At 39.5% G+C, this 14,928-nt stretch carries 9 protein-coding genes and 1 riboswitch; of the genes, 8 read left to right on the forward strand and 1 reads right to left on the reverse strand.

The features are described from left to right. Positions 1-188: 188 nt before the first annotated feature. The 8 genes from ACUN24_RS16515 (at position 189) to ACUN24_RS16550 (ending at position 12,743) form a co-directional block, all read left to right on the forward strand. Positions 189-3,521 carry a SusC/RagA family TonB-linked outer membrane protein gene (locus tag ACUN24_RS16515; protein ID WP_445563493.1) on the forward strand — a complete coding sequence of 1,111 codons (3,333 nt, stop codon included), beginning with the start codon at positions 189-191 and terminating at the stop codon, positions 3,519-3,521. A gap of 34 nt (positions 3,522-3,555) precedes the next feature. After that, entirely contained in the window at positions 3,556-5,046 is a 1,491-nt protein-coding gene (locus ACUN24_RS16520; protein ID WP_445563494.1) for a RagB/SusD family nutrient uptake outer membrane protein, read from the forward strand. A 30-nt stretch (positions 5,047-5,076) separates the two neighbouring features. Beyond that, entirely contained in the window at positions 5,077-5,886 is an 810-nt protein-coding gene (locus ACUN24_RS16525) for a DUF4843 domain-containing protein (RefSeq protein WP_445563495.1), read from the forward strand. 10 nt (positions 5,887-5,896) lie between these two features. Continuing rightward, positions 5,897-7,318 (forward strand): PKD-like family lipoprotein, encoded by a 1,422-nt coding sequence (locus tag ACUN24_RS16530; RefSeq protein ID WP_445563496.1) that lies wholly within the window; start codon positions 5,897-5,899, stop codon positions 7,316-7,318. A gap of 70 nt (positions 7,319-7,388) precedes the next feature. Then, the gene (locus ACUN24_RS16535; RefSeq protein WP_445563497.1) at positions 7,389-8,516 is read left to right on the forward strand and encodes a redoxin domain-containing protein; all 1,128 of its coding nucleotides are present in this window, start codon (positions 7,389-7,391) and stop codon (positions 8,514-8,516) included. 23 nt (positions 8,517-8,539) lie between these two features. Beyond that, complete coding sequence (locus tag ACUN24_RS16540; RefSeq protein ID WP_445563498.1) at positions 8,540-10,408, forward strand: protein-disulfide reductase DsbD domain-containing protein; 1,869 nt, start codon at positions 8,540-8,542, stop codon at positions 10,406-10,408. A 68-nt stretch (positions 10,409-10,476) separates the two neighbouring features. After that, positions 10,477-11,064 (forward strand): TlpA family protein disulfide reductase, encoded by a 588-nt coding sequence (locus ACUN24_RS16545; protein ID WP_445563499.1) that lies wholly within the window; start codon positions 10,477-10,479, stop codon positions 11,062-11,064. Positions 11,065-11,066: 2 nt separating this feature from the next. Beyond that, positions 11,067-12,743: a trypsin-like peptidase domain-containing protein gene (locus ACUN24_RS16550; RefSeq protein ID WP_445563500.1), complete on the forward strand. Its 1,677-nt coding sequence runs from the start codon at positions 11,067-11,069 to the stop codon at positions 12,741-12,743. 564 nt (positions 12,744-13,307) lie between these two features. On the opposite strand, the gene ACUN24_RS16555 is transcribed toward ACUN24_RS16550, so the two are convergent. Continuing rightward, on the reverse strand, positions 13,308-14,576 hold the full coding sequence (locus ACUN24_RS16555; protein WP_445563501.1) for a peroxiredoxin family protein: 1,269 nt from the start codon (positions 14,574-14,576) through the stop codon (positions 13,308-13,310). Positions 14,577-14,712: 136 nt separating this feature from the next. After that, a riboswitch (SAM riboswitch) is annotated at positions 14,713-14,819 on the forward strand. Positions 14,820-14,928 lie beyond the last annotated feature (109 nt).

The raw sequence follows: 14,928 nt of genomic DNA on the forward strand, positions 1-14,928 counted from the left end.
ATTTAGCATCCTACCTTAAAAAAAAACCGAAAGCGCGACAACGCTTCCGGTAGAAATTTGGACAAGCAGCTTGCTTCGAAACCCAGCTGCTATTTTTTAACCTCATTCATTACAAAGGTATGAAATTAACTACCCTTTACAACCCCGTGTGCGACATGCGGAGGGTAAAGATTAAATTTTTATTGGTCATGAAATTGACTACGATTTTACTACTGGTTGGCGCCTTACATGTTTCGGCAGCCACCTTCTCGCAAACCGTAACGCTCTCTCGAAGAAAAACCTCACTTAAACAAGTTTTTAAGGAGATTAAAAAGCAGACAGGCTATTTTTTCTTTTACAAAGGACAATTGCTACAGGATAAGCCAGACGTAATGGTCGAGTTCAATAACACATCATTGGTAGATGCTTTGAAGGCTTCTTTAAAAGATCAAAACCTGAGCTATAACATTGTTAACAAAACCATCGTGATCAGCCGCAAAGAGAATTTGCCAGTTGTTACAGCAAGTTTAGCGGTAAAAATTGAGGTTAAAGGTGTTGTTGCTGATAAAGCTACGGGTGAAACCCTTCCGGGGGTTAACGTTTCCGTTAAAAATGGTGCAAGCGTAGGTATCACCAATGATAAGGGCGAATTCAAAGTCAATGTTGACGAAGGAAGCATTTTGGTTTTTAGTTATGTAGGCTACGACTTGTTTGAAACCAAGGTTACAGGCACTAAAACGTTAAACGTTAAGCTCACTTCGAAGATGACCCAGATGAACGATGTGGTGGTAACGGGTTATCAAACGATTAAAAAAGATAACTATACCGGTAACGCAGTTACGATATCCGGAGATCAGCTGAGAAGGGTAAATCCACAAAATTTGCTTCAAAGTATCGGAACTTTTGATCCTTCATTTAAACTGATCGATAATAACCTGGCAGGCTCCAACCCTAACAGGATTCCTTCTATCAATGTTAGGGGAGCTTCTGCGCTGCCAAGCGGCGATGGGCAGGTGTTAAGAAGGGATGATATTCAAGGTAACGCAAACAGACCTGTTTTTATGCTGGACGGGTATGAAGTGAGCGTTGAGAAAGTATTTGATTTGGATGTGAACAGAATTGCATCGGTTACCTCATTAAAAGATGCGGCTGCAACGGCAATATACGGTTCGCGTGCGGCCAATGGTGTAATTGTGATTACCACTAAAATGCCTTTAGAAGGGAAATTACGCGTGGAATACAACTACGAGTTAAACCTTACCGCTGCAGATTTAAGTGATTATCAGGTTTTAGATGCTGCTGAAAAACTGGATTATGAAGTTTTGGCAGGATTATATAGTTCTTCTAAACAGCAAGTTTCTCAAGATCAGCTCGATGAAATCTATTACCACAAAAAAGCCAATGTTGTTGGTGGTGTGAACAGCTACTGGTTATCACAACCGCTACGCAATACCTTCGGGCAAAAACATGCTATAAACTTGGATGGAGGATCGCAGGCATTCCGGTATAATGTAAATCTTCGTTACCAAACCAGGCCGGGAGCAATGAAAGGCTCTGAAAGGGATCAATATTCAGGTGGAATGAGCTTTCAATACAATGTGAAGAAACTCCAGTTCAGAAATGAATTGTCTGTAACACAGGTAGGTGCTGCTGAATCCCCCTATGGTGATTTTTCGAATTATGTAAGAATGAATCCCTATTATCCATTGAAAGATGCCAATGGCATGGCGATGAGGATTTCGGATGTATATGAAAAACAAGATGGATCTAGAGAATATGTTTTTAATCCATTATTTGACGCCAGTTTAAGCAGCTTCAATAAATATAAGTATACCGAAATTATTGATAACCTTTCTGCCGATTTGGAAGTGGCAAAAGACCTGAGGTTAAGGGCTCAAATGAGTGTAACCACAAAATCAAACTCTGATGATGTTTTTACCTCTCCACTGGCAAATAAATTTTACCTGTACAAAACAGATAAAATAGATGAAAAGGGAGAATATATGAACAGGGAGATGAAAGAAACCTATTGGGATAGTAATATCAGGTTAACCTGGTTAAAGCAGATTGGTGGCAATTATTTTAACGCTTTGGTAGGTGTAAATGCCCGTACAGAGCTGCGCGACCAAAAAGAATTTACCGCTATTGGATTTGCTAACGATCGTTTTACCAGCATAGGATTTGCCAAGGGCTATGCCGAAGATGGAAAACCGCAAAGCAGGCTCGAAAAAGCTCGTTTGTTTGGTTCGTTTTTTTCGATGAACTACTCCTATAAAAACCGGTATCTTATGGATGGAACCGTGCGTATTGATGGCTCTTCAAAATTCGGCGTAAACAATAAACTGGCTCCTTTTTGGTCGTTTGGATTAGGATGGAATGTACACCAGGAGGAATTTCTGAAGGGTAATCCTGTAATTAGCCAACTCAGGATAAAAGCCTCTACGGGTCTCACCGGTTCAGTAGAGTTCGATCCTTATTTATCAAAAACCATTTATAAGTACAATACAGGAAACTGGTATTCATCTGGTATTGGTGCCGGTGTAAACAGTTATGGAAATGAAAACCTTGGATGGCAAAAAACAAGGATGACGGATATTGGTATCGATATCGGGTTGTTTAAAGATCGGGTAATGATTACGCCTAGAATATATAAGAAGTTTACCAAAGATATTCTGGCTGATATTACATTGCCGCCATCAACAGGGTTTCTATCTTATAAAGAAAACCTTGGCGACATGGAAAACAAAGGCGCTGAGTTGGGGCTAACCATAGATGCGGTAAGAAGCAAAGACTGGTCGGTAAACCTGAATGCCAATATGGTTTCCAACAGAAATAAGGTAGTAAGGATTTCAAACGCTTTAAAGAAATACAATGACAGGGCAGACGAACTGCAGTCTTTAAAGCCAGGCGACGGTGGCTACAGGGGCATTCCTTTGCTTAGGTTTAGCGAAGGACAACCTTTCAATGCCATTTATGGTGTACGTTCGTTAGGCATAGATCCGGAAAACGGACGTGAATTATACCTCAAAAGAGATGGTACACTTACTTACGACTACGATAAAAGAGATTATGTTGTAATCGGCGATCCTAATCCTAAAGTGAGCGGCTACTTTGGCGGAACGGTTAATTACAAAAGGTTTAGCCTGTATGTGCAGTTTCAGACTTTTTTCGGTGGGGATAAATACAACCTAACCCTGGTAGAACGTGTTGAAAATGCCGACCCAAGATATAACGTTGATAAACGTGTATTTGAAGAAAAGTGGAAGCAGCCAGGCGACCTGTCTTTTTATAAAAACATAGCAGATAATGGCGAAACGGATGTAAGCTCGCGGTTTATCCAGCCTGATAATCTGATCAACCTACAATCAGTCAACTTTTCTTATGATATGAATAAAAAAATCGCATCAAAATTATCAATGTCGAGTCTCATGTTTCAGGTAACGGCAAATGACGTGGTGCGTTGGTCATCAGTAAAAGAAGAAAGAGGAATTAATTATCCATTTACCAGGAGTTTAACCTTTTCTGTTAGAGCAGCTTTCTAAGCTATATTAATTAACAAATTTAAAATATAAAAACATGAAGATTAGATTGTTAATCTGCCTCATCTTAATAACAGGATTGTTTAGTTCCTGCAAAAAATGGCTGGAAGTTGAGCCGGAATCAGAAATAGCTGCTCCAATTTTATTCAGTACAGAAAATGGCTTTATGGAAGCCATAAATGGTGTGTATAACCGCAGCACAGAATCAGATCTGTATGGTAAAGAGCTTACGTTTGGTACAACAGAAGTATTGGCGCAAAATTTTTCGATGCGTGAAGACGGACAGAACTACAGGCAAACCTCATTGTATAATTACAAACATGGCGAGTTTATCAAACGGAAGGATAAAATATGGGCTGGTTTATATAATGCAATTGTTAACTGCAACCTGATCCTGGAAAATGTAGATGCAAAAAAGAACATTTTTAGCGGTAGTAATTATGCTATTGTTAAAGGAGAAGCGCTTGCCTTAAGAGCCTATTTGCATTTCGATGTGTTGCGTCTTTTTGCTCCTTCTTATTTGAGAAATCCTTCTGCAAAAGGAATTCCTTATGCTAACAAATACACGAAAGAGATTACGCCGGTTTCTAGTGTATCAGAAACCATTAATCTGATCATCAAAGATTTGGAAGAGTCGAAACAATTATTAATCGCTGATCCGATTCGGAGTGCCGGTTATATTGTAAATTATCCCTTAGTTACTGATACGCTGAAAAATACAGAAGAGAAGAGCTCAAGTCTTTTCTTGCAAAATAGAAGGCACCGTTTAAATTATTATGCAGTATGCGGAACGCTTGCCAGGGTTTACCTTTATAAAAACGATAAAGTTAAAGCCTTGCAAAATGCTAAAGAGGTAATCGACTCAAAAAAAATCCCTTGGACAGCAAAAAGTGATTTTGAGGCATTCGAAGATTCAAAGAAAGATCGTATTCTTTACAAGGAACTTGTTTTTGGATGGTATATACCAGGCGCTGCAAAAGAGATAAAAGACAATTGGTTTCAAAGTGGTACCAATGGATTTTATTTGATTGAGGATGCCGCAGATTATATCTATGAAAAGGCAACAGCCGGAGCAAGTGATTCCCGTTATAAATACTGGTTGTCTGCAACATCCAGTCAATCGTCAAGATCTTACGATATCGTTAAATACCGCAGAAATCCCTTAAGTACCGAGGCTGGTGCAAATTTACATTACCTGATGGCTCCTGCAATCAGGCTTAGTGAGATGTATTACATCGCTGCCGAATGTTCCTATGCAAATAACCCCACGGTCGCAGTTAATTACCTTACGCAGGTTCGCGAAGCGAGGCAAATAGGTGATCCTTTGACCATAAACAACGAAGAAGATTTATTAAAAGAACTGCTTAAAGATGCCCGTAAAGAATGGTTAGCAGAAGGCCAGTTGTTCTATATGTATAAAAGGCTCAATAGGGGTATTGTAGGACAAACTGGTGCAATTATCCCGGCTTCCGATAACATTTTCGTACTTCCTCTTCCTAACGACGAGGTTGTTTATGGTGGCAGATAAAACAATTTGAAATTTTATTAATAGCAAATTATGAAAATATACATATTAATATTCGCGATCATTTGCCTTGTTTCTTGCAAGAAAGCAGAAGAGATGCGTTTTGATCACAGTGCTAATGTTTATTTCGACATTTATAATGGAGATAAAGACAGCATCGTAAAAACCTTTGCCTATAATCCTACAAGGGCTCAGGATACCGTGTGGCTACCGGTACGTTTATCCGGAATCAGAACAAACGCAGAGCGGAAATTTAGTGCGCGGGTAGATACTGATTCTTCTACGGCCACTCCGGGAGTTCATTACGAAGCTTTGAAAGCTCAATATTCAATCCTTCCTAACAATGGATTAGGATACATTCCTTTGGTGATTTATAACAAGGATAAGGAACTTGAAAACAGATCGGTTTCGATACTCATCAAATTAACCGGTACGCCAGATCTAGGCATCGAAAACCCTTATCTGATCAGGGCAAAAGTTGTATTCTCCTCCAAATTGGAAAAACCAAGCTGGTGGGATAGCTGGCCGCTTCCTCCTTATTCGAGAACCAAACATGAGTTATTTATTCTGGTAACCGGGCAAACCTCCCTCACTACCGACGGACTTGATGCACCGAAAAACCTGTATTATATAGGCTTATTAACCACGATGTTAAATAATCCATTTAATTGGGTAGCCAAAAATGCAGCAAAAGGTTATGTCATCGAAGAAGTAACTGCAGGCAATACCAATAGCTATTATTTCTATAACAAGAGTAATCCGTCTAAAAAAACGCTGTTGAGGAAAAACATGCAGAATGGTAAATATTATTTTATAGATGAAAATGGCAATGAGGTTATTTAATTCGAAGAACATGAATATTAAAAAATTAATTTTATTAATAGTTGGCGTGGTTTCTTTAGCCGCATGTCATAAGGACTTAGGTAATTATGATATTGATATGCCTGTTGAGCCTAAACTGGTTAATCTGGATTCTGTTTACACCGCAAGTGTTGGGGATAGTTTGATCATCAAACCAAAAATAGAAGGTGCGGATGCTGCCAATGTAGAACTTCAATGGAAAATTAGTGTAATGGAAGGGAATGATGTTTTATATAACGGCCCTGCATTAAGGATCATTTTTGGATTGCAGGCCAAAAGATATTCTGCACGCCTTACTGTATTTAATAAGGCGAATGGAATGAAGTATTTCCATAATTTTTTTATCGATGGCGGAACCGAATTTGCCAGTGGTACAACGGTATTGAGTGTCGAAAATGGGATCACACAGTTTTCATTTGTAAAGCCAGATGGTAGCGTGCAGGCACGTTTGTACAGGGCAATGCAGGGAAAAGATTTGCCTGCAAACCCCACAAATTTATTTCTGCTTAGGAATGCGTTTACGGGCGGTACATTATTAGGCTATTGGATCATTACAAAAAATGGTGGAATCAGGTTGGAACCGAATACCATGCAGGAAGATCCGAAATATCCTAACACCCTTAAAGATAATTTTTTTACATCGCCAGATGATTTGGAGGTGGGGTCATTTATTTCGCATCCTCAAGGGGTAATGATGGGCGTTGTAAATGGTAAATTTTACGGTGGAACAACAAGCACCTGGGACCAGGCAGCTACTTATGGAATGTTCGGCTTACCTGCTGATGGTGATTATGAGCTGGCTCCTTCCTTTGTGATGAGTTTTACGCAATCGGCGACTTATTTTATTGGCTTCGACAAAAACAGAAAGCAATTTGTGCGGATCAATCTTTATGGAGCACCTGTTTATTTTGGTACCCAATACTCCGTTACCACAACAACTGCCTTCGATCCTTTAAATGTGGGGATGGATCTTGTTCATTTGGAGCAACTTAATAACGCAGATTGTTTTGCCTATTGTAAAGGAACAGATGGAAAGATTTACGAATTAAAGTTCAATGTTCAGTTTAATGGGCCATTTACCTTTACGCCTCAACATAAACGTCTTTTTGTACGCCAGGAGTTAATTAATGAAAATACAAAATGGAGTGGCGCTAAAAACGGGGTAATTTATATTGCAAATGGCAGCAAGGTTTATCGGTATAATCCTGTAAATGAAGAACTAAGAGAGCTGGCTACCAGCTTTAGCGGCAAAACGATTACGATGCTAAAACTTAGCGAAGACGAGGAAACCTTGATGGTAGGAACAGAAGAAAGCGTTTCTTTCTTAAGTATTGCTACAGGAATGAACGGCGTATTCCTCAAAAAGATTGAGGGTATTCCAGGAGCTCCAGTAGATATCGCAATCAGAAAATAATTCTGTTCCACGCTTGGGCTTAAATCTGAGCGTGGAACTTATTTAACCATAGAAAGACATACAAATGAAAATGATAAAATTAGCAGTATTGGCCTTTTTGTTACCAGTTTTAAGCTGGGCACAGGCGCCAAATTTTAGTTTGACAGGTAAAATAGGTTCGCTGGGTGCACCAGCAATGGCTTATATTGATTACATGGATAACGGTATAAGTCACGAAGATTCGGTAGCACTTGTTAACGGAAGTTTCAGGTTTACCGGAAATATTTCTGGCAATGCCTATGCGCGTATGGCCTTGGATCATACTGGTGGGGGTAAAGGTAAGGCCGTTTATACCGGAGATGTAATTTATTTTTATTTCGGTAAGGAACAGGTAACGATCACTTCAAAAGATTCTCTGGAAAATGCTGTTTTTGCTGGCTCGAAAGTTTATCAGGAATACGATGCCTATAACAAAGCCATCGGTGGTACCATTATGGCACTTACCAAAGCCGTTAATATCGATTTTAACCGTGGCACACCAGAGCAGCAAAAAGATACCGCTTACATGAAAGCAGTAGATCTGCGTTTCAGAAAGAATATCCAGAACAGAACAGAGAAACAGTTTCAATTTGCAAAAGAACACCCAACGTCATATTTCTCTTTGGTGGCACTTTCAGAAGCTGCGGGGAGTAAGGTTGATGTAGCCAAGGTTGAACCACTTTTTAATGCCTTGAACAAAGCCTATCGCGAAACCGACATGGGTAAAGAACTCGCACAGCGTATTGCTGCAAGCGGCATTACCGCTGTTGGAAATGTAGCGCCGCTTTTTACACAGAACAATGTAGTAGGCAAGCCAGTTTCATTAGCCAGTTTAAAAGGAAAAGTGGTTCTGGTTGAGTTTTGGGCAAGCTGGTGTGGTCCGTGTAGGGCCGAAAATCCTAACCTGGTCAAACAATATCAAACCTATAAAGATAAAGGCTTTGAAATTATTTCAGTTTCATTGGATAACGTAAAAGAGCGCTGGTTAGAAGCGATAGAAAAAGATGGTTTAGACTGGATTCACGTTTCTGACCTGAAAGGCTGGAACAACGAAGTGGGCCGTTTATATGGCGTACGCGCAGTACCTGCAAGTTTTCTGGTAGATGCGCAGGGCAAAATTATCGGCAATGGCTTGCGTGGCGAACCATTAAACAAAAAGCTTGCTGAAATATTCAATTAGTTATTGGCTGATAAATATAGATAATGAAAAAGATGCTAACGGCATGCCTGATGCTGGTTTCGCTGCTCACTTTTGGGACGGCGAAATATAGGGAGAAAATTGCATTAAAGGTTTTGTATGTGGGCTATAATCCCGATAAGCCGATGCCAAAAAATGTAGTTTATTATTCAACTACCCCAGCTGTTGTCGAAAAAATATACAAAACCAGAATGGCTGATTTTAAAACCTTTTTGGAACAGCGTTTTACTGAGGTTAAGGTAGTAGATGTGGCTGATTACAAAGTAGAAATGTCTGATGGCGTGGATGTAACGCTGATGGATGCCGGCCTGGTTAACTTACCTGCAGACTTTAGCCGCCCGATGATTTTAATGCACGCCATGGCACCCAATGTGGGTTTACCTTTAGGTTTAAAGTTCGATTGGTACTGCCAGTGCCTGGATGATGAAGCCCTGAACATCAAAACGAATCATCCCATTTTTAATACGCCAAATGCTGTAAAACTAACCATGATGAAAAAGCCGACTCCAGGTTCTTTTTTTAATGGCCACCAAGGCGTTGGTACACCAAAAGAAATGAATATGTGGCAGGTGGTAAAGCAAGGCTTTTCTTCAAAAGAACCTTACCTGATCGGTATGGTTTCGCATGGAGAAGGATTTAATGATTCGCCTGACGCTGAGTCTATTTCAGGTGGTGTTTGCCTTAAAAATGCCGAAGCAGTGGCATTAGGTCGTCAGGGGAATTACTTTATGTGGGGTTTTGCAGGCTCTCCTGATTATATGACAGATGAGGCCAAAGATGTTTTTGTAAACACCATCTGTTATATCAAAAAATTCGACGGTCTTCCGGCCATTGTTAAAAAAGTACAGATCGAAACCCGGAGCGGCATAGATGAACTGATCTATCGGTTAAACAAAGATCTTTATAACCAGGCCATTGTTTCGCGACGGGAAGGTAACCTTCGTATGCTGAAAATGCAGCAGGAATTAAAGGACAAAAAAGCAAAGGGCGAAGATATTGGCCATGGCAACGAAATGTTCTTAAAAATGCCCATAACCAATGATACCCAGTCATTTGAGGATTATGTAAAAGGTTATGCCGGCGATGGTTTGTTTGCCATTTATGGCACGAATATTAACCTATATCACAAATACTACCGCCAAAATTATGAATATTTCTATCCTTCAGGTGTGTATACCCTTCAGTTAGATCGGGATGCACAAAAACTGGGTATTTCTAACCGTAAAGTAGCGCTTTTAGATAAATGCGTAAGTTTATTGGAGGCCAAGAAAGATGTAGCGATGGCACAACGCTTGCTCGAACGTTACACCACTGAAAAATTCAACGAAGCAGCTGAATGGAGAAATTGGCTCAATCTAAACCGTAATAATCTATTTTACACCGAATCTGGTGGTTTTAAATTCATGGTCAATACTTATGGAAAAAATCTTCCTATTAGCCAGCAACAAAGCTACCAATTGCCAAAAGCGATTATAAGTGATGAACCGACCACAGCTGATCCTGTTGCGGTTTCGGCAAGGTTTATTCCAGGCAATGGCAATAAAAAAGACAGTTTACTTATCGAAGCCAAAATTTTAAAAGGCTGGCATATTTATGCTTATGTATCCAAAGATAATCCATTCGTGGTAACCGAAACCCGCCTCGAACTTCCTGAAGGTGCAATAGCTGATCAGGAATGGAAAACTACAGCAGCTATTCCATATCCAGGCAATGAGGGCATGTTTATTTTTGAAGGAAAGGCAAATTTCAGGATAATGGTCGATTACAGCAAGGCAAAAGCAGGTACTAAAATAAGATGTGGCCTTTACTATCAGGTATGTGACGAAACCAAATGTTATCCACCGAAAGAAAAGATATTGGAGATACTCATTTAAGCTATCTATGCGCTCGGCATGGCCGGTAAAATGGCCTTGCCTTTTTTTTAAAACCTTTAACTTAAAATATGAAATCTTTTTTGAGGCTTTGCCTCCTGGCTTTTTCGTGCCTGTTTGCATGTATTTCTGTATCGGCGCAAACTGCTATAAACAAAGCTGATTCCCTGCATAATAAGCTGTTATCAGAGATGATTGCTTTGCCTGCACCCAATTTTACCTTAAAAGATCTTGATGGAAATGTGGTATCGTTAAAAGACCTGAAAGGAAAAGTAATTGTACTCGATTTCTGGTCGACATGGTGTGTGCCCTGCAAAAAATCTTTTCCTGCAATGCAGTTAGCCGTTAATGCCTATAAAAATGATCCTGGTGTGAAGTTCTTATTTATCCATACCTGGGAAACCACCAAAACACCTGTTGAAGACGCGAAGAACTACATCGCAAAATCGGACTTTAATTTTCAGGTGCTGATGGATCTGAAAAATGAAGCAGGGCGTAACGCTGCGGTAGAAGATTATGGCGTAAGTGCCATCCCAGCAAAATTCGTTATCGATAAAGCAGGCAAAATTATATTTAAACTCACCGGTTTCACCGGAAATGATGCCGATGCACTCGAGGAAATTTCTGAACGGATTACATTGGCAAAAAATCATAACTAATCATGAATAATTATATCAAAGTAATTTTGATAACGGTGGTGATGCTATCCGGATTAAATGCTGCAGCACAGAAAAAGCAGGTTGCCAAATTCCAGGAAACCATAACCGAAGCCGTTAAAAAAGCATATCCCGCAAGTGTAAGGATGTGGGGTTTCGATGTGCAGCAAAACCAAAGAACCAGTGCGCAGTTTAGCGGTGTGGTAGTGAGTGCCGATGGCTATATCTTAACGGCAGCACATACTATTTTACCTGGTAAAAATTATAAGGTCTTTTTTCCTGACGGACGCGAATGTATCGCCTTGGCTTTAGGGAAAATAGACAATAAGGAAACGCCAGGCATTCCAGATGTGGGCATGATGAAAATTACCGATAAAGGCATCTATCCATTTGCTGAGATGGGTTATTCTGCAAGTCTGGTTAAAAATGAACCTTGTATCAGTATTTCATACCCCGAAACCTTAAATCAAACGCTGCCAACATTAAGATTAGGAAATATTGCAGAAGTGAAAAATGAATATGGCTTTATCCGCTCAACCTGCAAAATGGAACCAGGTGATTCTGGCGGACCTTTATTTGACTATTATGGCCGAGTTATCGGGTTACACAGTGCCATTGATGTTTCGGAAGAAATGAATTTCGAAATTCCCGTTGACCTTTATCGTCGCTATTGGACGGCTTTAAACAGCGAAAGACTTTATACGGCTTTCCCGGAAAAGAAGGATAGTGTGAAAACAGATCCCTTATCTTCGCTATTGCAGAAAGAAAGTAAACAAAAGACTTTACATCCTGATTTTGCTACACCAATTGTAAAAAATAGCTGTTTTTTAATTAACAGTATGGTAAAAGGTAAAAATCAGGAAATTGAGGCTATATTATTGAATGTTAAAACAGCAAATGGGACTAAAAAACAGTTACTATTGAGTAAAAACACCATGGTTGGTGAAGCAGCGCACTATGATGTTAATGGAATTGCCGTGCCAATCAAGTTAATTGGAAAAGATCAGGAAAATGACCTGGTTTTATTCGAACTTGAACAGCGGATAAACGGTGGGATTGATTTAAATATTTCTGATAGCAATAGTGTTAAAATAGAGATGGGTAAACTTCTTTATAGTATTGATCCCTCTGGCAAGGTGATGCACAGTGTTTTGGGGAGTACACTATTTAATTTGCCAAAAATTAACAGTCAGCCTTATTTGGGCGCAATGGTTGTTTATAATTCGAGTCCGGTTCAGTTTTCGTTAATTAAAGAAGGCAGTCCGGCAGAAAAAGCGGGTATAAAAGTTGGCGACGAACTAATCAGCATTAACGGAAAACTCATCAAAAAGGCAAGTGAATTTGCACCCGAAATATTAAAATATTGGGCAGGTGATGAGCTTACTTTTGAATGGGGAAATGGTTCGGGTAAGATGAGTAAAACATTAAAACTAGAGGGAAGGGGGCAGTCGGTATTTAATCATCCGGCAGAGAAATTTGAAGGCGGGAAATCAGAACGAAGAGATGGGTTTAATGCTATTTTTACACACGATACCGCTATTAAAGCAAACGCCTGTGGTTCGCCCGTTTTTGATTGGCAGGGTCATTTTTATGGGATCAATATCGCCAGGTATAGCCGGACAACCACCGTTGTGGTACCGAAGAAAACAATCGTTGAGTTCGTTTTGAAGAGTATTCAATAGCTTAGTTTTCGCCACGGAAATACAGAAGTCACAGAGTTTCTGTGGTCGGTGTCACACCGACTACTGCTTAGGATTTATTGCCTAACATATTTCGGTCGGTGAGACACCGACCGATAAGGAATGAATATAATTACAGTATTATTTAAAGAAAATCTCTTCAGATTATCGTCATTGCTGACGACCTTTCTTTTGAAATCTGTCATTGATAACTCGTCGAAGGACCTTACATTTAACATTTCCTTCATCTATTTGTTGTTGCACAGCCTCAGGTTAAATAAACCTTATTGCAGCGGCTATACTTTTTGCTGTAGAACGCATCAATTGTGCAATTAATATCACAAAAAGATAGAAGCGGAAAGAAGGACTGCCCAAACCGAAGATCGCTATATCTGCTTTTCTAAAAACGAAACGTTATATGTTTTTTGGAGCGTATTGCCTGTGCAACTATTAAAATTTTCCCCCATACACACTACACTTATTTTATTGCCAAGTGTCTTACCGACCAATAAGGCAAAGATTCTTCACTGCGTTCAGAATGACAGCTAAGGAATGAAACTATGATAACTATTTCTTCAATAGCGTATCAATCTCTGTATTAAACTCTTTCACAAATTCATCATAAAATTTACCGGTTGCCGGGTCGTTAAAACCTGTATGGATCTGCGCTACATTTCCCTGTTTATCAATGATAATGGTAGTTGGGAAAGATAAAAATGAATCGAGTGCCGGTAAAGATTCAGATACCACCTGTTTGTCTGCTGTACCTGCCAATACCTGGTCGTATTCGATACCAAAACGTTCTCTGAAACGGGTCATTACTTTCTTTGCATATTCAGGTTCAGTTGAACGCTCGTAATGCAAAGCAATAATTTCTACACCACGTTTCTTGTTTTCTTTATACCAGGGTGCTATAAAAGTAGCTTCGTCAACACAATTTGGGCACCAGCTACCAGTGATGGTTAAAATCACCACTTTGTTTTTATACTTTTCATCTTGTAGCGAAATCTTTTTGCCATTTATGTCAGGAAAGCTAAAATCAAGCGTTTTGTACCCTTTTTTCAGGTAGGTAAGTTTGTAAGGATCGGGCAAGGCAGCATTTTTATTTTTGGTTCCGGTAAAAGGCTGGCTTCCCCTTGCACCTAAAATTTCACCAGTTAATGAGCCATCTGTCTGAAAAGTTCCTTTGTAATAAGCAGGAGAGGAGCCAATAAAACTCGAAAGCTGAAATTCATTTCCTTCTACAACACCTTCCAGATAACGCGAATCGCCGGTTACGCGAAGAAAAGTCCCCGTAAGTCTGTTTCCTGATTGTTTAAATAAACCTACTGTTTTTTCTTCTTTACCATTTGGCGATGTAAAAACCACATCGTAACTACCAGAATAGTCTGCTGCGGCAGGTTTATCTGTTTTAAAACGGTAATTTTTTCGTTCGGCAGTAATCACCAAAGGTTTACCTGCTTTATCCTGTTTTCTTAATGTACCCGTTAATTGATCACCAACTATCGCAAATGCAAGTTCGTTATCAAACTGATCCAGTTTGACAAAAAGCGAGTCGGCAGTTTGTTTTACAGGGCCACCTTCGAAACGCTCTTCAGCATTGCGGAAATATAATTTCTGTTGACCGTTTTTTTCGTTGATTTCAAAATTGAAAGGGATTTCTAATCCTTCCTTTACTTTAGCTATTCCACGCCAGTTACCGAGGGCAACAAATGCTTTTTGCTTTTTCTCCAGAAGCTTTGCTGTCTGATTTTTTACCAGGGCCGTTTGTTCCTGAGCGTAAGTGAAGGTTAGTGATATGGCCAATACGGCTGTTAAAATGGTTTTAAGTTTCATTGGGACTGTGTTTGTCGACTAAATTACTAGACAAAGATATGGATGTAATTGTCAAAGAAAAAATATTTCAATAAAAATCTATAAAAACTATAGGATAAATGGAATTAATTATACCTTTGCCCAAGTTATTTTAAAATACTTATCAAGAAAGGCGGAGGGAATGGCCCTGTGAAACCTTAGCAACCAGCTAATTTTTAGAAATGGTGCTAATTCCATCCCAGATGAATCTGGGGTAGTTAAGTCAGTTGATTGCGTTATCCTTATATAAAATATATGGAGCACTTCTGATTTAAGAGGTGCTTTTTTTTTAGCCCTGAATGCCTTCTTGAAATTAAATTATGCCATTAAATAA

The organism is Pedobacter sp. WC2501 (assembly GCF_052682415.1).